The sequence below is a fragment of the Paenibacillus sp. JT31N11 genome, from assembly GCF_056269285.1.
Map to the genome: position 1 here is coordinate 858,251 of NZ_JBWDNQ010000002.1, position 23,313 is coordinate 881,563.

The window sequence follows — 23,313 nt, forward strand, 5'->3', positions numbered from 1 at the left end:
CCTCCCCTTCTTTCATTTGATTCCCGAATGCGCCATCGTATCGATAACCTTCCGCTGCAAAATAATGAAAAACAACAGGTTCGGAACAAGAATGATCAACGCCGCGACTGCGGCCGCCCCCTGCCTGGCCACGTTGTTGGCCAGATTATTCGTCAGTGTGGTCAGAAAAAACGGGAATGTCTTCATATCATCATCCTGCATGAAGAACGTCGACGTCTCCAGATTGCTCCATGAATTCTGGAATGACAGAATCGCAACCGTGGCGACGGCCGGCATACAGACAGGAATGACGATTTTCAGAAATAGGCCGAACTCCGTCGAGCCGTCGATACGTGCAGCCTCCAGCAGCGCAGACGGAATCTGGTCCATAAACTGTTTAAGCAGGAACACGCCGACCGGAAGCGCCACCATCGGGAGAATATGGCCTAAATACGTATTCATGAGGCCTAGTTCACTGACGACAAGATAACGCGGAATCTGTACAACCTCCGGCGCAAACATAAGCATCAGGATAATGGAAGAGAATACGAATCCCTTGCCCGGAAACTCATGCTTGGCAAGTGCAAAGGCGCACAGGGAGCTGACGATCGTGACCGTAACGACAGTCACAACGGAAATGAACAGGCTGTTGAACAAATATCGGGATAGCGGAATGATGGAATTGGACGTGACCCACAGCAGTTCAATAAAGTTCTGTGTCGTGGGCTCCTTGACAAGAAACGTCGGCGGATATACGAACAATTCGTGATAAGGCTTAAACGCATGATTGAAAATATAAATGATCGGCAGCAGCATAAATACCGCGAACGCGAGCATAAGGGCGATATACAGAATCCTTGATATAGAGATTGTTTTCAGCATGCCTACTCCCCCTTGCTTCCGAACAAACTCCAGCTGAGCTTGTTGGAAGCGTACATCAGCAGCAGGAGAAAGACCGAGATCGCCGCCGCGTAGCCCATCTCGAAGCGGATAAACCCGAAGTCCTGGATATGATTGACGATCAGATGGCCGGAATACTCCGGCGTCGGATTCTGGCCCGACAGCTCCACCCCGATCGAGCCCGTCTTGAAAGTCGTTACAATCGCCATAACGGCGCCGAACAGCATCTGCGGCTTCATGGACGGAATCGTGATGTACCAAACCTCCTGCAGCCGGCTCCGGATTCCGTCAATTCTCCCTGCCTCGTACAAAATCGGGTCGACATTGAGAATACCCGCCAGCATAGCCAGAAATCCCACTCCCATGCTCGACCATAACGAGACCGCAATCATGGAATCCATCAGCAGCTTCGGATCCGTGACCCACAGCTTCGGCACGTCGATCAATCCCTGATTAAGCAGAAAGCTGTTCAGGTAACCGATCCGGTCCCCCGATAGGAGCGGCAGCCAAATGATCGTCATCGCGATACCAACCGTCAGGGAAGGCGTATAGACGGCCAAAGCGATCCATTTGCGGAGCTTCTTGCCCAGCAGCGATATGAGCCAGGCCAGGATGAAGGCCAGCGCGTAACCGCCGGGCCCGACGATGATTGCGAACTTGAACGTATTCGGGAGGGCATATTTCAGGAACAGCAAATCCTGCGAGATCAAATATTGAAAATTGCTCCACCCGATGAAGCGGGGCGGTTCGACCGCATTATAATAGGTGAAGCTCAGACCGATCGCGATCAAGACCGGTATGACGATGAAGATAATGAAGCAAAGCATAAACGGTGCGATGAATAAATAAGATTTACGGCTCTGCCATACTCTACTCCACATATCGGTCGATTCCTTCCCACGGCTTGTCGACAACCGGTACACGGAGCTCCTTCAGCCTGTTGCCGTCTGCGTCTATAAACCCGAACTCCTGTTGTTTTCTGCGGAGCTCCCGGTTAATGTCGCGGACCGCCTGCTCCAGCGATGCCCTGTAGTTCATCTTGCCGATTACCGTCCTGTTCCAGGCGTTGTTCGTTTCCCGTTCCAGATAATAGCCGCCGGGTACATTCGGAATATCCTTGTACCACCGCCATTGATCCAGAATCACCTCCGCATCCTCCCTTTTCCAGGGCAGACGGGTAAAGGCCTGCACATTGGAGGTATTCCACCGGAATGCGACGCCGTTGATCGCCTCAAGATCGGCGCCGTACTGCTGCTGGACATCAGCGGACAGCCACCACTGCAGGAACTTCCAGGCATCCTCTTTCTTCTCCGACCGCTTGAAAATAACGCCGGTGCGCTGCCCGCCCCCGGCCCACCGGGAGATCGTATCGTCCGCCTGCCTGACGCCGGGAATGCCCGCGATCTTCCAGCGGTCGTTCAGCTCCGGCGCAGCTGCCGACAGCTGGACGTACATATTGTAATCCGAGATGCCGATCGGCATCGTACCGTCGCGGAAATGCTGATAGAAGCTCGGCACCTCCTTCTCGATGGCGTAGGTGTTGAACAGATCGGTCCACTGCTTGAACGATTGGAACGCGTCCGGATTGTCCAGAGCGGTCTTCAATCCGTCCGGTTCATAGAATTCAACGCCGTTCTGGTAGAAGTACTGGGAGAACTGCAAAGGATTGATATAAAAATTCATATAATTCTGCTGCAGCGTCGGGAGGATGTCGTACACCTCATCCCATGTTTCCGGCACCTTGATCCCGAGTCTGTTCAGGATATCCTCGCGGTAGAACAGTACCTGGAACGACTGCGTTTCCGGCGTCCCGTAATACCCCCCGTCATAATACAGCGGCAGCCAGGAGCCCGGGCTGAACTGATCGTACAGCTTGTCGAAGCCGTCAAATCCGGACAGATCCTGCAAGCTCCCGCGTATGGCCAGATCAACCGGCAGATCCTGCGTCAAGCCGAGGGCGATGTCCGGCTGCACATCCGCCGCATTGGACATCAGCAGCAGCTCGGGATTCGCCAGCAGATTCACCTTCACTTCGATGCCGGTTTCGGGGGTGAACGATTCATCCGCCAGTTGCTGAAGCTGGTCTACATAATCGCGCCCGCGCTGCACCCAGATATTCAGCTTATGATTGTCAAGCTTCGTAATGCTGTCCCTGCTGTTGAACGAATAGCCGAAGTTCTGGACTCCGCCCCATACCCGGTTCCACAGCGTCGCTTCCATCCCCGGGAACTTCGCCTGGACCGGCGAAATATAGACTTCGTCCAGTTGAAGCGGCTGCTTAAGCAGCGATTCGATAAACAGATTGAGCTTCTCCCGGATCGAGGAAATTTCGTCCACGTTATACGGGATTTCCTCCGGCTTCTTCAAGATCGACCGGATATCCTTGGCTGCCGTTTCGAGGCCCTGGCTGATAGAGTCCTTATTCCCGTTGATCCGGACGCTGTTCTGCGAGAGCAGCTCCATCCGCTCCGCGAGCCCCAGCAGGCTGCCGGGAAGATTCGGGTAATCCCGTTCCATCACCCAGGTCCGGTTGCGGTCGACGACTGCGCCTGTCAGTGCCCGCAGGTCCCAATCTATCGAATCGAGCGCCTGCGACAGCGAATCGATCTCGGCTATAACCGGCTCGACTGGGGCGTGAGTGACGGCAAGCGATAGCGTATGCCTGCCTTTCTCCAGGTAAACGGAGTAAGGCTCGCCGTCCGCATTCTCAAGCACCCTTCCCTGCCAGCTGGCGGAATAGGGGAACGCATAGGACTGAAACTCGCGGAACGGAACCTTGCCGTCGATCCGAACGGTGCGGAACGACGTCTTCTGCGAGACGACATTTTGCAAGGCCCGGAAACCGAATTTGTACCTTCCGCTTTCATTTACTTCAAACGACCATGTAATCTCCTGGTTCTGCTCAACCCAGCGCGCGCCGCCGACCGTGTTGTATGTAATTCTGCCTTTGGCCCTCGGCACGCTGCGCGGATTGCGGTCGGAGAACAGCTTGATCGACGTATCATTCTTATAGGCGAAATCTTCAGCCTGAAGCGTAATGGCTTCCGCTTCGTTACCGGCGGTTTCGGGGTAGGCGGCAGATAACTCCGCATAGGTTCCAATAGATTCGCTTGGCGCCAGTTCAATCCGCTCCAGGGCAGCAGGCTCATACCCCGAGAAGCGGATCGTATGGCTTCCCTTGGTAAAATGCCACTGCAGCGGGCCTGCGTAAGCCCCCGCTGAATCTACCAGCGGCCGCACGCTCCAAGCGGAAATATCCGTCGACCTCGGCCTGATCTGGTCGCCGTCGCTGTTCGTCAGGATCGGCCTGGAATCCTGCCAGGTGCGGTAAAGAGCGACCGAGGACGCCTCCGCGAACGGACGCTTGCCATCGAGCTCCACCTCCCAAAGAATCGGACTTGTACCGCTGTCCCCGGCAATCGGATGATACGAGACGCGGATTTCGTACAAGCCGTCCTCCGGAACTTCAATTGAATATTCGGCCCATTCCTTGTCCGGCGATTCCCAGCGCAGCACCCCGGATTTGCCTTCATATTCGCCGGCCGTTAAACGTTCCGTATTGGAAACCGCCTGGGGAACCCCGGCATTCACCGCAACCACGGACCCCGCGCTGCCAATTCCTTTCTCATTCCATGCGGACAACGCCTGGGCGTATGTGAGCTCATCATCAGGACCGGCTGGAGCTGACGGGGTGGCTGACGGAGCCTGATCGGCACCGCTCGCCGTTTCCTTATCCGGTCCGCTTGCGGTTTGCGCAGTCAGCGAAGACTGCACGGAGAACAATAAGACAACCGCCAGAGTGGCGCTGCATATCTTCTGCCATAACCGAGTGTTCAAACCACTCTCTCCTTCCAACGTCAAGCTTATTACGAGAACCGCTCGCCGGTTTCCCGATGAAAGAACAGCACCTTCAATGTATCAATGCCCAGTCTTACCGCCTCATTCTTTTCAAAATGGACGGATGGGCTGACGCGGGCGATCAGCAAATTGTCCTGACCGATATCCAGATAAAGATATCTGTCGGCGCCCATAAGCTCCGTGAATTGATAGGAACCGGTTATAACCGCCTCCGAGAAGAGCGCTTCGAGGCTGATATTCTCCGGCCGGATGCCAAGAACGACCTGCTTGTTAACCTGGCTGTGCTTCCTCAGCGCCGCCGCATTGGAGCCGTGGACCGGAAGCTTGAAGCGCGAGGTATGGAACTCCAGCACGCCAAGTGCATTCTCCTCGATCTTGCCCCGGATAAAATTGATCTGCGGCGACCCGATAAAGCTCGCGACGAATGTATTGGCCGGCATGGAATAGATCCGCTCCGGCGTGTCGATCTGCTGGATGATCCCGTCACGCATCACGACAATCCGGTCAGCCATCGTCATTGCTTCCGCCTGATCATGGGTGACATAGATGAACGTGGTCCCCAAATTCTGGTGCAGCTTGATAATTTCCATCCTCATCGATACGCGGAGCTTGGCGTCCAGGTTCGACAGCGGCTCATCCATCAGAAACAGCTTCGGATTGCGGACAATCGCCCGGCCGAGAGCGACGCGCTGCCGCTGTCCGCCGGACAGATGCCTGGGCTTGCGGTTCAGATACGGATCGATTTCCAGAATGCGGGAAGCCTTCTTCACGGCGATATCGATCTCATGCTTCGGCAGCTTGCGCATCCGCAGGCCGAACGCGATATTCTCATAGACGCTTAAATTCGGGTACAGCGCATAATTCTGAAACACCATCGAGATGTCGCGATCCTTCGGCGGCAGATGGTTGACCAGCTGATCGTCGATGAAGATCTCCCCTTCCGATATGTCCTCCAGGCCGGCAATCATACGCAGTGTCGTTGACTTGCCGCAGCCGGACGGACCGACAAACACAATGAATTCCTTGTCCCGGATCGTCATGTGAAAATCCTTCACGACCGGGTGTTTGTCTTTTCCGTAGCGCTTATAGAGATGATTGATTTGCAAGCCCGCCACTTCGAACCCCCCTGTCCTTTTCGCCCGCTTTTTTTTCCACGAAAAAAAGAGGTTATCCATTCAAGTTTCCAGAAAGAAACCTGATCAGACACCTCCGTTTGAACGGTCGATCATTTGATTGTACGTGTAATAGCCGATAAATCCGATGAACTTGGTTTGATTTGAATCAACTTGGTTTTTACTATATCAACGGCCTTTAGCTTTTGTCAACACCGAATCCCGCCCATTTTTTCCAGTATGCATTGACGAGTCTTACAAGATCATATAATATTCTAGTAAATCGATGGGATTACCTTATGATTAGAGACCGGTCAACCGGATCCATGGCTTTTTAGCCGCGGATCCGGTTTTTTGCGCCTTATAGAAGGTAAAAGCTTCACTTTTACACTATAAGGGTTGAGGGAAGAAACCAGCGCTGCCGCCAAACGCAGCTGTTTCGTCCCAGTCCGGCTTCATGCACAAGGGGCCATCAACGACAGAGGTGAGAGGCATGGGACAATCGAAGAAGAAGGCACATTTTAATGTTTTTATCCGTGGGGCCGGCCATCATGCGGGGGCATGGAAGCATCCGCTCAGCGATCCGAAGGCCGATTTGGATCTGGACTATTACGCGGGCCTGGCCAAAATTGCCGAGCGCGGCTTGTTTGATTCATTATTCACCGCGGACAACTACTCCGGCCTGGGCAGAAGACTGGAGCCATTCACTCTGCTGTCCGCACTCGCGGCGCTGACCAAGCATGTCGGATTTATCGCGACCGTAAGCACGACGTACAATGATCCGTTTCATGTCGCCCGTAAATTCGCTTCGCTTGACCATATCAGCAAAGGCCGCTCGGCATGGAATATCGTGACCGGACATTCGCAGGCGGATGCCGACAATTTCGGCAAGCCTGGCCATCCCGAGCCGGCGACGCGCTACGATATCGGCACCGAGTTCGTCGAGGTGACCAAGCAATTGTGGGACAGCTGGGAAGAAGATGCGCTCGTCTATGACAGGGATACCGATGTAACGCTGGACCGGGATAAAGTATACGACATCGATTTCAAAGGCAAATATTTCAACGTCAAGGGACCGCTCAACATTCCGCGTCCGCCGCAGGGCTATCCCGTGCTCGTGCAAGCCGGGTCGTCCGAGAATGGCAAGGAGCTTGCCGCCCGTACGGCGGAGGTTATTTTCACCGCGCAGCAGACGCTCGGGGCGGCTCAGGAATTTTACACCGATGTGAAGTCCCGCCTGGTCCGTTATGGAAGGACGCCCGACCAGCTGCTTATCATGCCGGGTCTTAGTCCGATCATCGCCGACACGGAGGCCGAGGCGAAGGATCTGGAAGCGGAGCTGTTCGATTTGGTCGATTCCGGCAAGGCTTTGAAGCGGTTATCGAATTATTTTACAGTCGATCTTTCCGAATATCCGCTTGACGCACTGGTTCCGGTCGACAAATCGAAGCCTTACGATTTCTCGAGCAGCGGCATAACCAGCCGCCATGAGGTGGTCGTCGACGCTGCGCGCCGCGACAACATGACAATCCGCCAGTTTCTGAGCCGGAGCTATGCCGGACACGGACATGTTTCATTCACCGGTTCGGTTATCCAGGCAGCCGATTTTATCGAGAAGTGGCTGGCGGAAGGCGGAGCAGACGGCTTCAACATCCTGCCTCCCCTCTTCCCGTCCGGCCTCGACACCTTCGTCGACAAGGTCGTACCGGAGCTGCAGAACAGAGGGCTTTTCCGCACGGAATATGAAGGCGCGACGCTGCGTGAAAATCTTGGCCTTGCCCGTCCGGCCAACGCGCATAAGCAGATCTGGGCGCTGAGCAAAGTCGCGGAATAAACACCGGCCATTCTACGAAACGGAGGGGTTCACCAAATGGAAGCCATCAATGGAACGGAAGTCGAATTCGGCTGGTATATGCCGACCAGGGGCGACGGTCCTTATATCGGGGTCAAATCGGAGCGTGTGGTCGATACGCCCTATATGATCCGTGTCGCGAAGGCGGTAGAAGACGCCGGCTATACGTTCGCCCTTATCCCGACGGGCGGCACCTGCAGCGACGCCTGGATTATGGGGGCGACGCTCGCCGCCCATACGCGCATTTTCAAGCCGCTCGTTGCGATGCGGCCAGGACTTATAGCACCCGCGTTAGCTGCGCGGATCGGCGCTACGCTCGACGAGGTAACGGGCGGGCGCGCCCTCATCAACATCGTGACCGGCAGCTCGCCGGAGGATATGAAGGCGATGGGCGATCCCCTCGCCTACGACAAGGATGCCCGTTATGAGCGGACGTTGGAATACATCAAAATCGTGCGCGAGCTGTGGATCCGCTCGCACGGCGCAGAAGGCCGGCAATTCCTTGCCGGCGGCAATCTTGCTGCGGGCAATCCGGAGGGCGCCGCGCAAACGTTCGACTTTGAGGGCAAATACTTCACGATCGAAGGCGGCAAGAGCTATCCGCCGCCGGTGCAGCGCCCCCATCCGCCCTTCTACTTCGGCGGCAGCTCGCCGGGAGCGAAGAAAACGGCAGCCGAAATCGCCGACGTCTATCTGATGTGGGCGGAGCCGATCGACTGGATCAAGGAACAGATCGCAGAGGTCGAGCATCACCGCGGGCAGCTGCTGGCACGCGATGGGATCAACCGCAGCATCCGCTACGGGCTGCGGGCGCAGGTCGTCATCCGCGACACGGAAGAGGAGGCCTGGGCGGCTGCCCGCCTCATCATCAGCAAAGTCGACCAGAGCGACTTGGATGCGACGGAAATCCAGTTCGCCGGCTCCCAATCGGAAGGCCAGCAGCGCCAGAATCAGGTGCGCGCTCTCGCCAAAGCGAATGATTACGTCATCGGGCCGAACTTCTGGGCGGGCCTGTCCGCTATCCGCGGGGGCGGTGCCATGGCATTCGTCGGCACGCCCGATCAGGTCGCCGACAGGCTGCTGGAATATGTCGATATCGGCATCACCTCGTTCATTCTCTCCGGTTATCCGAATCTGGAGGAAGCCACGATATCCGGGACAAAGCTGATTCCGGCTTTCCGCCGCAAGTACGCCCGGCGGCTGGGAGAGCATGACGGCAGCGCCAGCCTGACCGCTGCGCCGTGACCGGCCGATGATTGATCTTGCCATTATCGGCGCCGGTCCCTACGGCATCTCTCTCGCCGCCCATGCCGCAGCACGCGGGCTGGACTACCGGCTGTTCGGCCCTCCGATGCACTTCTGGCGGGAGCGGATGCCGCAGAATATGTTCATCCGCACCAATCCCGCGTATGTGAATTTGTCGGACGCAAAGGGCCGCTTTACGCTGGAGCATTTTGCGGAAGAGACGGGCACGGAGCTTGGACAGCCGCTTCCCCGCCCTGTTTTCGTCCAATACGCCATGTGGTTTGCAAAGAAGACCCATATCGTATTCGAACACCAGCTTATTGCGCAGCTGCGGCGCAGTACAGGCGGATATAAGCTTCTGACAGGCGATGGCTCCGCCAGCTATGCGCGCCGCGTTATCATCGCAACGGGCCTGCAGCATTTTGAGCATATTCCGGATGAGCTTGCCGGTCTGCCGGCCTCCCTGATCTCTCATCCGATCGGCTATTCGGACTACAGTATCTTCAGCGGAAAGAGAGTGGCTGTGCTCGGCAGCGGCCAGAGCAGCTGGGAGGCAGCCGCTCTGCTTCACCTTGCCGGAAGTCATGTGGAGTTGATTTACCGCCGGGATGAGCCGCATTACAGTCCTGCGGACAATCACGGCTCCGGCGCGAATCTGATCGCGCTTGCCGAATCGTTCTACGACCTGCCGCTCGAAGAGAAACAGGAACGCTGGAAGAAGCCCTCCGGCAGCATCGCCTCCTTCCTGCGCCCTTACGTCGACGGCAAAATAAAGGAAAACGCCGGCGTGATGATCTCCTCTGCGGGACAGACCCGCGACCGGCGGCTCCTGCTTCGACTTTCAAGCGGCGAGGAACGGATTGTGGCTCATCTGATCGCCGCGACCGGCTACCGCATCGACATTCGAAAACTCCCTTTCCTGCAAGAAGATCTGCTGCAGGACATTGCGGTCGAGGAGTCGGGTTATGGTCTCTTCCCGCTGCTCGACCGCCATTTCGAGAGCAGCCTGCCCGGCTTGTTTTGTACCGGACCACTCGCTTCGCACAGCCACGGCCCGGCACACCGCTTTATTGCCGGCCTGGATAAGACATGCCATTCCATCATGCTGCGCATCCTGGAGCGGGATTCCGGGAAGGCGATATGACACTTCGATGAACAGGGATTTTCTTACAATGCAGACAGCGCCCGTTTAGAAAGGGCGCTGTCTCTGCTTGTTGTCCATGCCGCCGAACAAGATATGCTATTCCACCATGCTGCGCATCTTAGAACGCAATCCACAGCAGGAGACATGAGCCCTCCATGCACAACTATTTATGACAATGCAAGCAGCGCCCCGTTAAGAAGGGCGCTGCTTGTTGTTTATTGAGCATTATGCTGTGTTGCTGCTTTTTTTTAAAACGGCTGTTCGAACGCATCAACGAGATGAGGTAAACATTAGGCCTCTAAGCGGGATTGGACTGACATAGAGCAATAACATTATGCGATCACATAGAAAAAGACGATGATGCCCGATCGAAATGCTGATCAGCAGGTTTAACACCAACTTTTCCAGATGGGCGATAAATATCTACCACAGATTAAACGTCGGGCCTCGTTTACTTCGCTTATTTGAAGCGGAACCCCTGGCCTTCAATAAAGCCGTGCAGATGCTGCCGCAGCCGTTCTTTGCGGAAACGCGACGACATCTCCTTGGACCAATACGTAGCCTTGCTCCCCCCGGCACGGGAGGCGTAATACTTCTCGGTTGTCTCATCGTAGATTCGAATGCTGTCCGCGAACGCCGCATCATCATATACTTCCTCATGGTAAATGGCGGCTTTCGGCAGCCTCGGCCGGGTATCGGGCTCCTGATCGGGCACGCCTACACACATGCCGAATACCGGATAGACCAGCTTCGGGAGCTTCAGCAGCTCTGCCGCGCGTTTGGGATTATTGCGGATACCGCCGATGTATACCATGCCAAGTCCCAGCGACTCTGCCGCCACTGTTGCGTTCTGCGCAGCAAGCGTAGCATCGATTGTCGCCAGCAGGAACGTCTCCACATTCTGCTCGGGTACAAAATCCTCCGTGCCTTCGTGCAGCCGGACAGCCGTCTGAACCCGGTTCAAGTCCGCACACCAGACAAGGAACAACGGCGCCTCCTCAATATGCTTCTGGCCTCCGGCCAGCTCGGCAAACTGCCGCTTTGTGTCCTCCCGGCGCACGCCGACGACGCTGTAAGCCTGAATATTGGATGAGGTGGATACAGCCTGGGCGGAAGCGAGAATCAGAGCCAGCTGTTCCTCTGTCACCGGATCCGGCTTGAATTTGCGGATGGAGCGATGTGCCTGCAGCTGCTTAATAATGTCGTTCAAAAAAATTCCTCCCCTACAGAATGAATAACGCCAACGCAAAAAAAGAGCACAAGCGTCTCTTGTGTCTCCAGCAGTCTGGTCAACTATGCAATTATTCCAACAGGTATAATCGGTTTTATGCTATCATCATTTCCGCAACCCGTCAAGATCCCAAAGCCTCCATGCACCGATCATTCTGACCGGCCGCCGTCATGCCACCTTGAAGGCGCACCACTAAAAAAGAGGCATGCGTCTTAGGCTGCCAATAGCCCGCTTAGCTGCCTCATGACCACGGCCAAAAGCATTTCAATTACCGAGCAGCAGCGGAAGAAGCTCGTCAATCCGGTCCACAACCACATCAGGCCTATCAGCGCCTTCAGGCAGAGGCTGTTCGCAGGCGTCGCCTTGTCGAACCAGAATCGCTTTCATACCCAGCCGTTTGGCCGGAATAACATCGTTGTCGATGCGGTCGCCGATCATGACCGCATGCTCCGGCAGGCAGCCTGCCTGCTCCAGCGCAAGAAGAAAAAAACGTTCGTCCGGCTTCGCCAGTCCCGCCTCGGCAGATGCGCAGCATACGTCAAAGTACGGCGAGAAGCCGTATTTCCCGATCCTCTCCTGCGTGCCGGGGCCCTGATTGGCGATAATGCCGAGCCGATAGCGGCTGGAGAGCGCCTCCAGCAGCGGAATCGCTGCCGCAAAAGGGCGTTCCAGATCCTTGCGGTATTTCATGCCCTGGCGGATCTGCGTGCGCTGCTCGGCGATTGGCACCCACTGCTCCATTACACTGCGCATGGGAAAGTCTGCGAACTGCCGGTAAGCCTCTCGGATCGCCAGCCTTACCTGTTCCGCAGAAAAATCGAAATCCAATTCGCCTGCTGCGGATATGAACTGCCGTATGCTTTCATTAATAGCTGGCGATTCGTCGATCAGCGTTTCTCCAAGATCGAAGAATATCCACTCAATTCCCCTCAGCCAGGGCTGTATGTCCGTCATTAAACCCATTCCTTTCCGATCACGCCTGCCGCTGCCGGGCTGCCTGGTTCTTTCAATTCAGGCCGACCGTCATTACGTTTCGATAGAATGATGAGAGATGTATATCGTTTAGTATTATACTCGGAGTATATGTAATTTCAAACCGTTTCTAAAAAGAAATAGCCGGCAAGCATCCCCCTACTACGCGCAGCGGCAGTCAGAAACATGAGAATAATGTCCCGGACTGCCGCCGCATTTATACTGATCCTGCCTATCGCTCCTCAATCAGGTGAAACGCGCAATCCACCTTCATACGCAGCATCCAAGGAGTATTAACCGGTGGGTCTATCCGCCGCCGCAGACGAATGATGCCGCGTGTTGGCCGGACGAGCCAGGCCAAGATTTTCCCGCAGCGTTGTCCCCTCATATTCCGTGCGGAACAAGCCCCGGTTCTGCAGCTCCGGCACGACCTTGTCGACGAAGGTCTCTAGACCGGTCGGGAATAGCTGCGGCAGCACATTGAAGCCGTCCGCCGCATAGTTCCGGAACCACTGCTCGATGAAATCGGCCGCCTGCAGCACCGAGCCCGTGAACGTGATATGCCCGTGACCGCCATTGCTGCGGTGCAGCAGCTGCCGGATCGTGAAATTTCCCCTCCGCGCCGCGTCAATGACCACCTCCTGCCGGCTCCGTATTCCGTTGAACGCCTCCGCTGCCTTTGCCCTATCCACCGGCACCGGATCATCCAAATCGTAATCGTTCAGGTTGACCTCGAACCGTTCCGACAATTCGTTCAACGCGCGCTTCGTATCCACATAGCTGTGCAGCTCCTGCTCAATATCCCGCGCCTCCGCCTCCGTATCGGCAACGATTGGCGCGAAGCCCGGCAGAATGACGAGCTGATCCGCCGTACGGCCATACTTCGCCAGCCTGCTTTTGACGTCCGCATAAAATTCCTGACCTGCTTCGAATGTTTGCTGGGCTGTGAAGATGACCTCCGCCGTCTTCGCCGCAAGCTCCCTTCCCGCCTCGGACGAACCCGCCTGCACCAGCACCGGGTATCCTTGCGGTGGCCTCGGGATATTGATCGGTCCCTTCACGGAGTAGGTATGGCCCTTGAAATTGATTTCATGGACGCGGTCCGGCGCGATCTGGACTCCGCGCGCCTTGTCGAAGACCAGTGCGTCGTCCTCCCAGCTGTCCCACAGCTGCTTGACGACCTCCACGAATTCCTCGCCCGATTCATACCGCTGCGCATGCTCGGGATGCTCATCCCGGCTGAAATTATGGGCGGCCGAGCCCGCCCCTGTCACGATGTTCCACCCGGCCCGGCCGCCGCTGATATGGTCAAGCGAAGCAAACTGGCGCGCCACATGGAACGGTTCGTTATAGACGGTCCCCACTGTCGCGATAAATCCGATATGATCGGTAAGGGCTGCCAGCGCCGACAGCTGCGTAAAAGGCTCCAGCTTGCTCCCCCGGCCGGCATAGCCGTCTGCCAGAAAGACGGAATCCAGCTTGCCGCGTTCGGCAATCCGTGTCAGATGGGCCAAATACTCGATATCGTGCTCCAGCTCCGGATGTGAATCCGGATGGCGCCAGGCTCCCGCATGATGACCGGTCGCCCGCAAAAAAACATTCAGATGCACGTTCCGCTGCGGCTTGCCGCTCATATTGCCTGCACCCCTTTCCCCGATTGATGGCGGGTGTTCGCCGGATAGGCAAGACCGAGATTCTCCCGCAGCGTCGCGCCTTCATAAGCGGTGCGGAACAAACCCCGGTTCTGCAGCTCCGGCACGACCTTGTCGACAAAACGCTCCAGACCGCTCGGGTACACCTGCGGCATTACGTTGAAGCCGTCGGCTGCGCCATTCTTGAACCAATGCTCGATTACATCGGCAAGCTGCAGCGACGTACCGGTGAACGTGAAGTGGCCCCGCGCCCCGGCCAGCCGGTTGATGAGCTGGCGCAGCGTCAAGTTCTCGCGGGAAACAAGATCAAGCACCAGCTGATGACGGCTTTTGTTGCCATTGACCTCGTCTGTTGTGCGGGCCTCGTGAATATCCAGCGGCTGATCCAGCGGGTGATGGGTTAAGTCGAAGCCGAACCGCTCGGACAACCGCTGGATCGCATTTTTCTTGTCGATCAGCTCGAACAGCTCATTCTCGATGTCGCGGGCTTCCGCTTCGGTATCGGCCAGAATCGGACTGATGCCCGGCAGTATTTTCAGCTGTTCCGGGCTCCGGCCGTACTTCAGCAGCCTCGTCTTCAAATCCGAATAAAAGGATTGCGCTTCTCCGAGCGCCTGATGAGCGGTGAAAATCACCTCCGCATACCTTGCCGCGAACTCGCGCCCCGTTTCGGAGGAGCCGGCCTGCACGAGCACGGGATAACCCTGCGGGGGACGGGCAATGTTGAGCGGGCCTTTCACGGAATGGCGCTGCCCGGTGTAGTTGATATCGTGCACTTTTGACGGGTCGATGTGGATTCCCGCCGCCTTGTCGTTCACGAATGCGTCGTCCTCCCAGCTGTCCCACAGCTGCTTGACGATCTCGACGAATTCCTCGGCGTTGGCGTAGCGTTCCGAATGCTCCGGATGCTCGTCGCGGCTGAAGTTAAGGGCCGCAGGACCTGCCCCCGTCACGATATTCCAGCCCGCGCGCCCTTTGCTTATATGGTCCAGAGAAGCAAACTTCCTCGCCACATGGAACGGTTCGTTATATGTGGTGCCTACTGTGGCGATCAGCCCGATATGCTTGGTGACCGCCGCAATCGCCGAGAGCATGGTGAACGGCTCCAGCTTGTTCATTCGCCCCGCATAGCCGTCCGCAAGAAACAACGAATCCAGCAGCCCGCGCTCGGCCGTTTCGGCGATTTTACGAAAATGCCTGATATCCAGATTCTTCTCCGGCTGCGCCTCCGGTAGCCGCCACGAAGCCTCGTGATGCCCGGTATTATACAAAAATGCGTTCAAATTCAGCTTGCGTCCCGCTTCACTCATCGGACCCCGCCGCCTTTCCTTCAATTTATTATTTCAAGTCTCCCAATGTTGTCCGCAGCGTCCCGACATCCTTATTGATGGCTTCCTCCGCCTTGCGGATCGCCGAGTTGACGTCCAGCCCGTTGATTGCAAGATCCTCTGCCGCTTCCGTCAGCCTGACGCTGATTTCAGATTCGTAAGGATGCGCGTAATGCTCCTGCAGCGGCTGCCCGATGAACACGTTCTGTACCGACTTGCCTTCTAGAACGGGGATATCGAGCCCATATTCCTTCTCCAGCCCGGGATTTAGGATCGCCGGTACACGGCCGTTGCGGGCAATAATACGCTGCCCTTCGTCGGACAACAGCTCCTCCAGCACCTGGAACGCCTCATCCTTGTGCTTGCTCTGGCTGTTGATGGAGACGGAATGAATCTGCGCCTCGCGCGTCTTGCCTAGCTGGTCGTCGAAGTTCGGCACCGGTACGATATCCCAGTTGAAATCCACCCCCTGCTGGCGCAGTTCTTCCAGCGGACCTACCATATTGGCGAGCCAGGCCGCCCTCATCGCAATGGTCTGGTCCTTCATGAAATGATCGCGGGTCCAGGCCCATACTTTATCCTGCGCAATATAGCCCGGTATTTCATAGATCTTCTTCTGCAGTTCGAAAATGCGGCGCCATTCCGGCGTGTCCAGCGCGGCATTGCCGGTTTCCCGGTCCAAATACGGCAGAGCCAGCGATTTGGCGAGGCCCGTCAGGTTGTCGCCAGTCAGACCGATATAATGCTTGCCGTTATCGGTCCTCGTCAGACGCGCTCCGATCTCCAGCGCCTCGTCCCAGGTCAACTGCTTCTCCGTCGGGTAAGGCTCTCCAAAATGGTCAAAAATGTCTTTGTTGTAATACAGCACATGCTGGTTGACGTTGAAGGGCAATGCGAATATTTCTTCGCCCTTCCCTCTGGTCACTTCCTTGATGTAGTTGTACGCGACCGGCTTCAACCGGCTTTCATCAAAATGATGCCGTTTGATCAGCTCCCGCAAATCCTCGAATGCGCCGGTCCGGACAATCCGCTGCGACACGCTGCTGAAGAGGATGTCCGGCGTGTACGTGGACAATACCTCTTCTATGGCGCTTCCTTCCACAGGCTTGATCCGCTCGATCGTCACATTCGGATATTTTTTCCTGATCGGATCGGCAATCATGATCTGGAATTCGACGTCCGTGAATGTCGCCCCCAGACTGACGAAGCTCAGCGTAAGCGGCTCATCGCCCAGCTTCTTAAAATCTCCTGCCGGCTCTGCCTTCGCGCCTGATCCGGCAGTGACCGTTTTATCTGCGTCCGTCTTGTCTGAATCCGCAATATTGCCCCCGCCTGCCGGCTGATTGCCTGACGAGCAGGCCGCCAGCAGAATGAGGATTATAAGAACCTGGACGCCCGTAAGGATCTTTTTCATATCCATCTCCGCCTTGTCTTTTTTAAATTTAAAATTCCGCAGCCTGCCTGCATGGTCTGGGCGCCCCGGTGGGCTGACCTTTGCCTTGATCTCCTTTCCCCCGTTCTAAGTTTCAACCAGGAAGAAACGGCCCTCGCCATCCTTTGGCGGCATAGCAAGCTTCTTCCCTCCATCCTTATAGACATTTATAATGTGAAGCTTATAAATGCTATAAAGTCAAAAAAACCGGAGACGCCCTGGGGGGCAATCTCCGGCTTTCCGGTGGATATTTTAATCCAACTATTCCAACTGGTATTAGTGAATTTAACATCATTGCTTCAAGATGTCAACCCATAATTATCCAAGTTTCCATTGACAATGTTTGGATTATGCTTTGCTCGGCTGCCGACACTTCCTAAAGACCGAGCTTAATCTTCTTCCTGCAGCACAAGATTGTAAACGGCTGCGGCTGCTTCGGCGCGGGTTGTCAGTGCTTTTGGCGAAAATGCGCCGTTTGTCCCTCCTTTTATTAATCCTTGATCCGCTGCGAAGGCAATATACGGTTTGGCCCAGGCGGAGACCGCACCGAAGTCCCTGAATGCCGCTGTCCATGTACTCTCCGGCTGCCAGGCTGCCCCGGATGTAAAAATCGATGTCCGTACGAGAATCGCCGTCATCTCTTCGCGGGTGATCGCCCGGTCCGGCTCAAAGCGTCCCTTATCGCTGCCTGTGATGATCCTCGCCGCATAGGCCGCCGCAGCAGCGTTTCTATACCAGGCGGAAGCGGGAATATCGGTGAAAGGCAGGTCCATCGCTGCGTTCGGGCTGTGCAGGGAAGTCAAAGGAACGGCTCCGGCAATCATCCTGACGAACTCGGCTCTGGTGACCTGACGGCCCGGCTGAAAATGATCCCCGTCCACACCCTGTACAATTTGCTTGGAGGCGAGCACGCCAACAGGCTTGGCGAACCAGGCTCCAGCCGGCACATCTATGAACGATGGCCGGTACTCCATCGCTCCATAAACGCTGAAATGCTGCAGCTGCACAGTCACAGTATCATTGACATCGTTAACCCTCCCTCCGGCATATTCCCATTTGCCCGTCTCTTCGTTAAAACGGTAAACCCCGGTGTATTCCCTGTCCATCCGTCCGGCTTCATAATGGAATGAAGCCTGAACCGGCTTGGGAAACTGCTCAAGCATGAATGGTTCCCCGGTTTCAGGCAGCAGGGCGAGCTCCAGCCGGTACAGATGTCCGGCAGCGCGGTAACCGGCTCCCGGGCTGGACACGGTAATGCCCGGCAATTCGCGATCGGCCTCCTGCACCTGAAGGGAGATGCGTGCAGCCGGCGTCACGAAGGATTTTGGAGCAGCCTTGATTAATTCTGTGAATACCTCAGGCGGGATAATGAGGGTTATTCCTTTGAACAGGATCTCCAGACTGTTCTGCCCAAGGAGCAGTCCCGAATCGGCAGGAAGCGTCAGTCCAATTATTCCGCTGCCGGGGCGCAAAGTAACTTTGTCATCCAGGGCATTTTGCAGATCCGTTTCATCGACAATCTGGAATCGTTGATCAGCGGCAGCGGCATTTGAATTTACCCCGTTGACTGTACCAGGTACCGTCTCAGTACCATTTCCATTTTCTTCACCAGTTCCGTTTCCGCCGCCTTCACCGCTATTACCATCTCCGCCGCTGCCGTTTGAAGGGTCCAGGATCACCCGAAGCTCATTGCTGGGAGCAGACTCGTTGCCTGCGGCATCCTTGGCCTTGACGGTAAACGAATACGCTGTCGATGGGGACAATTCCGTAATCTCCGCTGCGGCTGCGGTCCCGGGAAGCGTTCTGTAGAGCAGGCCGTCCCGGAAAACCAGATAGCCGGCAACGCCGACGTTATCGGCGGCAGGCTCCCATTCCAACCGGACGGTTGAAGACGTTTTTGCGGCTAGCCTGATTTCCGGCGCCGAAGGGGGAATGCTGTCCACTGGACTGTCCGCCGCTTCGATTGAAACGGTTACCGGCTGCGTTGTCGTATGGCCCTGAATTTCCTGCGGCGGCGAATGCCGGTTGACCGCTTTAATCCCGCTCAGCTTGAGCACGACGTCCCCTTCACCGAGGGCCTTGAACGGAATGTCGGCAATCGGCTGATAGGCAACCAGGCCATCAGCCGGCTCCTCGTTAATCAGCGGGAACGATTTGCGGCCGGAAGGCTCGGCGTAATCGTTTTGCATATAGGTAAAAGCGCCGTAATAGCGAATGTCATCCATGCTCATCTCCGCCAGATCGGCGTTATATTCAACGGTATACTGCAAACCAAACAGATTGACTGCCTGCCCGGCGTAGACGGTGACGATAAATGTATCGCCCGATTGAACCGAGGTCTTGTCCACGGTCATCGCAATTTCCGTCTTGACGGCCTCCGCGGCATGAAGCCGTGCTTGCGGCAGAAAGGACAGGAGCAGCGCGGCAATAGCCGCTGTCTTCATCAGCTTCCTCAATGAATTCACCACTTTCTTCCAAGGATGGTTCGCTGCACGGATCCTGTAAAGAATGGGGGATCGGCTGGCGATCCCCCTGTTCTCCAGCTATCTTGCGAGTAACTTGTCAGCCACGTAGGCTATATCGTAAATATCGATCAGTCCGTCCAGATTCATATCGTATTTCGGATCATATTTCGCAGGATCTCCGAATGCTTTGGCTACGATGGTCAAATCGTTGATCTGCACGCCGTCATTGCCGATGACATCGGCGGAGACAATGACATTGTAGGACGCAACGTCTTCACCCAGCGCTAACAATTGATCATTCTCATCAGCAATTGTCGAGCCCTTCTTCAGCGTGAAGGCATTCTTCGCATGGACATCCTTCGCTTTGAACGTGATGGCAACCAGCGGAACATCGCCGGTTCTGCCTTCCTGCTCGCCAAGCAGCGTGGACACGATGCGGATCCTGCCGCCGCTTACCGTCTGATTGAAATAAGGCGTGGAGTTCCCTTTGAATTCAGCTGTCGGCGCGATCGATACAATTTCATACGCCTCAGGATCGAACGTTACGGACAAGTCATATCCGTACAGCCCGGATACCTCCATCGCGGAGATTACCAGATCAAAACCTTCGCCATGCTCCACAATATCTTTGGTTGGGGTCACTTCCATCACAAGACCTTGCGAAGGCGCAGGTTCTGTTGTCGCCTGCAGGGCATTCGACGCTGCGGACAGATTGCCTGCCGCATCCTTCGCTTTTACGGTGAAGGTGTAGGTTGTAGCCGGCTCAAGTCCGGTGACTGCTGCATGTGTATCGGCTGTTATGCCGGCCTGCTCGCCGTTTTGGTAGATCACATAGCCTGTCACGCCTGTGTTATCGGCTGCAGCCTGCCATTCAAGCGCGATGCTCCGGGCGGTTGCCGATACGGCGGCAAGTCCGGCAGGCGCCGCAGGCGGCGTGGTGTCTTCACCCGGTTCTCCGATGATAATGACGGAAGCATAAGGTTCGGCTACCCCGAGCCCGCCTGCCGTTACCGTATACGTTCCGTCTCCATCAATTGTGAAGGTCAGCAGGAATGTGCCCCCGAAGCCGCTTGTCACCTGGTCGGCGAATACAAGGCGGCCTTCAGAATCCTTCACGTCCACGGTCACTTCCTGATTCGCCCCCGAGGAGACTTCGCCCCGGACTACAACTTTGCCGTTCGTATTGTTAACCGTAGTTTCCAGCACAACCGTTGCCGGCGGCGTCATGGCTTCGACAGGACTGCTCGGAGCCGAAATATTGTTTACGCTGTCCTTGGCCGTAACCGTAAAGACATAAGACCGGTCCGGTTCCAGGCCGCGGACGGTGAAGGAAGTATCCGCCGTCGTGCCCGCCGCTTTTCCGTCCGCGTAGACGGTATAGCCGGTAACCGTATCGTTATCGGTCGAAGGCGACCAGGACAAACTGACCGTTGTCTCGGTTACCCCTGCAACCTGCAGCGATGCCGGTGCCGAAGGAACCGCGATGTCGCCTTCGATGCCGTAAAATTCCAGCTCGGCGACATTGGCGGAGCTGCCGTCCGGTCCAAGGTAGCGCAGGAACCGGAACGCGTGCGGATCACTGATTTTGACTTCGTTCCAGCCATCCTCCGGAACGCCCCGGATCGTGAGGATGGTCGTATATCCACCGTCCCGAGTCAACGAGCCTTGAAATTTGCCCCCTGTCATCCGGTCCGGATAGTCCTTTCTCGGATGGAATTTCAGCTTTGTTACGCGCTTGGCGGTCCCTTCTCCGAGATCAAGGCCGGCATAGCTTCCATTTGCAGCCGCTGCATCAAAATAGCTGTCCGCGCTGCCGTCAAACGCCTTGTCGAACGAAACGGTCCCGCTGTCACCGCGCGAGGCAGATCCGTAAGGGGTGCCCGACAGCTTCATGTGGGCGGCATCCGTCGTGATCAGCACCCCATTCGATGGCTCCGAGAGGTTGCCGGCTGTATCCTTCGCCCGCACAGTGAACGTATAAGGCGTTGATGCGTCAAGACCTGCAACTGTGAATGAGGCTGCGCCGGTTGTCGTTCCTGCTGCCTCATCACCCTTGTAAATGACGTACTCGACCGTCGTATCTTCGTTATCCGTAGATGCGGTCCAAGCGAGCGACACCACATTGTCTGTTGCGGAAGTGGCACGCAGATTGCCAGGTACAGTGGGAGCTTCCGTGTCGGCTTCGCCGTAACCATTGAAGGTTATGCTGTCCATCCAGACGACGGCGGGAGCATTCGCGGTAAAAGCGATCCCTACCCGGGGGCTCGGAACATCGCCGGTCTCGAATTTCACGTCAAGTGTAATCCATTTGTCTTTCTCCAGATTTTTTGTTTCGTAGAAGCCGCCGTTATAAGCCCAGCCTGCTCCGAACACCATCGGCTGAATGACAATGTCATCCTGTCCGGATGGAACATAGAAGCGGAAGGAAACGGTCTTCCCGGGCTTGATTCTGGGGTCCGGAACGTCCCAGCCGATTGTCTGTGCTGTTCCTCCGCCGGACAATGTGATCTTGGCAGCCCCTTCGCCGGCAAATGTGTGCGTGCCATCGATAGCGATCGCCGCATTTTGTCCGTCGAGCAGCCTCATTCCCTGCAGATCTTCATTTTCAAAATTGTAGAGCGAGTTGTCGACCGGCTGCGCATCTGTCGTTACGTCGACAGGCGCGCTCGCCGGAGAAACATTCCCTTCCGCGTCCCTGGCTTTGACGGTGAAGGTGTAGCCGGTCCCCCGCGCAAGGCCCTTCACGGTGAAAGTCGTGCTAGAGGTCGTTCCCGCAGGCGTCCCGCCCTGAAACACGTCATAGCCGACGACGCCGACATTGTCGGCCGCGGGCTCCCAGCCCAATGTCACGGCGGAATCGGTTTTCTTCACGACCTCTACGCCTGCCGGAGCCGACGGGGCCTCATTGTCGAAGAAAGCGGGCGTGACGGCACCGAACGTTGTGCCGATCCGGATTTCGTCGATCGAATAATCTTCCGTTCCTCCGCTTGCGCTCGTCGTTGAAATCATGCCAAATCCAAGATATGCGTCCGTCGCAGCCTGAACATCCGGGGCAGCTGGTGCATCCCCGCCCGGTTCCGCCGGATTGACATATAAGCTGATCCGGTTCTCGGCGCCGAATTCGAGCTTCATGACAAGCAGAGCCGCTTTCCCGACTTCCAAAGGCACAGCGGAGCGGTAAACGGTTCCGTTCACCTTCAAGGACCAATAACGTATATTATTGTCCGTGGATTCGCTTCCGAAGAAACCCGTTTCGAGCTTCGTCGACGGCCAATCCGTGCCTATTGCAAGCGAGCTGTCTGTCAGGTTGTCTTTGCGCATAAGAGCGCTCATCCAAATAACCGTGCCAGGCTTCCCGATTTTGCCGTTCTCCAGATAAGGTGCGAACGGTCCGTCGGCACTGAGGCTCAGCCCCCGGACCGCAGTCAGGTACGCCTTGCCGCCGATTGCATAGCTGCCGGTTTGATACAAACCGTCATACACCAGCGGGTTATCGCCGCGCACATTGTATCCCGGCTCATCGGAATTGCCGTTTTGCACCTCCCAGCCCTTCGACCAGCCTTTGCCGCCGCCGGCTCCATGCAGCACGCCTTCCGCGGATTCGAAGGAATCCCGCGCAAGAATGATACCTGGCCCTGTATCTGCTGCTGCCGGGGTTACGACTTCCACCCCGGTGCTGTCAGCAGAGCCATCTGCCTCCGTTACGGCTTCAACCGCCCCGCTTGCCGGCGAGGTACGGCCTTCGGCATCGAGTGCAGCGACGCTGAAGACATAGGACGTGGACGGCAGCAAGCCCGTCACAACAAATTGGGTATGGCCCGTCGTCCCCGCGGAGGCGCCGCCATTATAAACCGCATACGTGACCGTGTCCGAATTGGCGTCCGGAGCGTTCCAGGACAAGCTGACGCTCGTGCTTGTCGTCCCCGCCACATGCAGACCTGCAGGCGCTGCCGGCGCTTCGGTGTCCGGCACATCTTCGTCCTTGGATGGTATCCCAGTGACGACGTCACCCGGGACCGGCGCTCCGGCTGCGGTCCCCCCATCGGCAGTCACGGCTCCGCCGAACATCGAGAACATCAGAGCAACTAACGTCACATAAACCAGTGCGATTCGAAACGATCGCTTCATCGCCACATATCCCTT

The 23,313-nt window shown here is 56.4% G+C and carries 14 protein-coding genes; 3 read left to right on the forward strand and 11 right to left on the reverse strand.

Features of this window, described 5'->3' with window-relative positions:
* Nucleotides 1-12 precede the first annotated feature (12 nt).
* The 4 genes from AC0YNV_RS11940 to AC0YNV_RS11955 are packed head-to-tail and all read right to left on the reverse strand — an operon-like array spanning nucleotide 13 to nucleotide 5,852.
* Nucleotides 13-861, reverse strand: a complete 849-nt coding sequence (locus AC0YNV_RS11940; protein ID WP_475768284.1) for a carbohydrate ABC transporter permease — start codon at nucleotides 859-861, stop codon at nucleotides 13-15.
* 2 nt (nucleotides 862-863) lie between these two features.
* Nucleotides 864-1,760, reverse strand: coding sequence for a carbohydrate ABC transporter permease (locus AC0YNV_RS11945; RefSeq protein WP_475768285.1), 897 nt, complete (start codon nucleotides 1,758-1,760; stop codon nucleotides 864-866).
* On the reverse strand, nucleotides 1,750-4,716 hold the full coding sequence (locus AC0YNV_RS11950; protein ID WP_475768286.1) for an extracellular solute-binding protein: 2,967 nt from the start codon (nucleotides 4,714-4,716) through the stop codon (nucleotides 1,750-1,752). The genes AC0YNV_RS11945 and AC0YNV_RS11950 overlap by 11 nt, the downstream gene beginning before the upstream one ends.
* Nucleotides 4,717-4,745: 29 nt before the next feature.
* Nucleotides 4,746-5,852, reverse strand: coding sequence for an ABC transporter ATP-binding protein (locus tag AC0YNV_RS11955; RefSeq protein WP_475768287.1), 1,107 nt, complete (start codon nucleotides 5,850-5,852; stop codon nucleotides 4,746-4,748).
* A gap of 490 nt (nucleotides 5,853-6,342) precedes the next feature.
* On the opposite strand from AC0YNV_RS11955, the gene AC0YNV_RS11960 reads away from it, so the two are divergent.
* The 3 genes from AC0YNV_RS11960 to AC0YNV_RS11970 are packed head-to-tail and all read left to right on the forward strand — an operon-like array spanning nucleotide 6,343 to nucleotide 10,090.
* Nucleotides 6,343-7,683: an LLM class flavin-dependent oxidoreductase gene (locus AC0YNV_RS11960; protein WP_475768288.1), complete on the forward strand. Its 1,341-nt coding sequence runs from the start codon at nucleotides 6,343-6,345 to the stop codon at nucleotides 7,681-7,683.
* A 36-nt stretch (nucleotides 7,684-7,719) separates the two neighbouring features.
* Nucleotides 7,720-8,946: an LLM class flavin-dependent oxidoreductase gene (locus AC0YNV_RS11965; RefSeq protein ID WP_475768289.1), complete on the forward strand. Its 1,227-nt coding sequence runs from the start codon at nucleotides 7,720-7,722 to the stop codon at nucleotides 8,944-8,946.
* 7 nt (nucleotides 8,947-8,953) lie between these two features.
* Nucleotides 8,954-10,090: an NAD(P)-binding domain-containing protein gene (locus tag AC0YNV_RS11970; protein WP_475768290.1), complete on the forward strand. Its 1,137-nt coding sequence runs from the start codon at nucleotides 8,954-8,956 to the stop codon at nucleotides 10,088-10,090.
* A gap of 460 nt (nucleotides 10,091-10,550) precedes the next feature.
* Here AC0YNV_RS11970 and nfsA read toward each other — a convergent pair whose 3' ends face one another.
* The 7 genes from nfsA to AC0YNV_RS12005 form a co-directional block, all read right to left on the reverse strand.
* Nucleotides 10,551-11,300: an oxygen-insensitive NADPH nitroreductase gene (nfsA, locus tag AC0YNV_RS11975; protein ID WP_475768291.1), complete on the reverse strand. Its 750-nt coding sequence runs from the start codon at nucleotides 11,298-11,300 to the stop codon at nucleotides 10,551-10,553.
* A 285-nt stretch (nucleotides 11,301-11,585) separates the two neighbouring features.
* On the reverse strand, nucleotides 11,586-12,275 hold the full coding sequence (locus AC0YNV_RS11980; RefSeq protein WP_475768292.1) for an HAD family hydrolase: 690 nt from the start codon (nucleotides 12,273-12,275) through the stop codon (nucleotides 11,586-11,588).
* Between the two features lie 311 nt (nucleotides 12,276-12,586).
* Nucleotides 12,587-13,927 (reverse strand): LLM class flavin-dependent oxidoreductase, encoded by a 1,341-nt coding sequence (locus tag AC0YNV_RS11985; RefSeq protein WP_475768293.1) that lies wholly within the window; start codon nucleotides 13,925-13,927, stop codon nucleotides 12,587-12,589.
* Nucleotides 13,924-15,255, reverse strand: coding sequence for an LLM class flavin-dependent oxidoreductase (locus AC0YNV_RS11990; RefSeq protein WP_475768294.1), 1,332 nt, complete (start codon nucleotides 15,253-15,255; stop codon nucleotides 13,924-13,926). Before AC0YNV_RS11990 ends, AC0YNV_RS11985 begins: the two co-directional genes overlap by 4 nt.
* 28 nt (nucleotides 15,256-15,283) lie before the next feature.
* On the reverse strand, nucleotides 15,284-16,687 hold the full coding sequence (locus AC0YNV_RS11995; protein WP_475768295.1) for an ABC transporter substrate-binding protein: 1,404 nt from the start codon (nucleotides 16,685-16,687) through the stop codon (nucleotides 15,284-15,286).
* A 407-nt stretch (nucleotides 16,688-17,094) separates the two neighbouring features.
* A complete protein-coding gene (locus AC0YNV_RS12000) occupies nucleotides 17,095-19,170 on the reverse strand; it encodes an S-layer homology domain-containing protein (protein ID WP_475768296.1) in 2,076 nt (691 codons plus the stop codon).
* Nucleotides 19,171-19,248: 78 nt separating this feature from the next.
* Nucleotides 19,249-23,298 carry a fibronectin type III domain-containing protein gene (locus tag AC0YNV_RS12005; RefSeq protein WP_475768297.1) on the reverse strand — a complete coding sequence of 1,350 codons (4,050 nt, stop codon included), beginning with the start codon at nucleotides 23,296-23,298 and terminating at the stop codon, nucleotides 19,249-19,251.
* Between the last annotated feature and the right edge of the window lie 15 nt (nucleotides 23,299-23,313).

Excerpts from the sequence above, each read along its gene's own strand:
- AC0YNV_RS11960 (WP_475768288.1), top strand. The coding sequence starts at position 6,343 with ATGGGACAATCGAAGAAGAAGGCACATTTTAATGTTTTTATCCGTGGG.
- AC0YNV_RS11940 (WP_475768284.1), bottom strand. The coding sequence starts at position 861 with ATGCTGAAAACAATCTCTATATCAAGGATTCTGTATATCGCCCTTATG.
- AC0YNV_RS11990 (WP_475768294.1), bottom strand. The coding sequence starts at position 15,255 with ATGAGTGAAGCGGGACGCAAGCTGAATTTGAACGCATTTTTGTATAAT.
- AC0YNV_RS11995 (WP_475768295.1), bottom strand. The coding sequence starts at position 16,687 with ATGAAAAAGATCCTTACGGGCGTCCAGGTTCTTATAATCCTCATTCTG.
- AC0YNV_RS11965 (WP_475768289.1), top strand. The coding sequence starts at position 7,720 with ATGGAAGCCATCAATGGAACGGAAGTCGAATTCGGCTGGTATATGCCG.
- AC0YNV_RS11970 (WP_475768290.1), top strand. The coding sequence starts at position 8,954 with ATGATTGATCTTGCCATTATCGGCGCCGGTCCCTACGGCATCTCTCTC.
- AC0YNV_RS11945 (WP_475768285.1), bottom strand. The coding sequence starts at position 1,760 with ATGTGGAGTAGAGTATGGCAGAGCCGTAAATCTTATTTATTCATCGCA.
- AC0YNV_RS11980 (WP_475768292.1), bottom strand. The coding sequence starts at position 12,275 with ATGACGGACATACAGCCCTGGCTGAGGGGAATTGAGTGGATATTCTTC.
- AC0YNV_RS11985 (WP_475768293.1), bottom strand. The coding sequence starts at position 13,927 with ATGAGCGGCAAGCCGCAGCGGAACGTGCATCTGAATGTTTTTTTGCGG.
- AC0YNV_RS12005 (WP_475768297.1), bottom strand. The coding sequence starts at position 23,298 with ATGAAGCGATCGTTTCGAATCGCACTGGTTTATGTGACGTTAGTTGCT.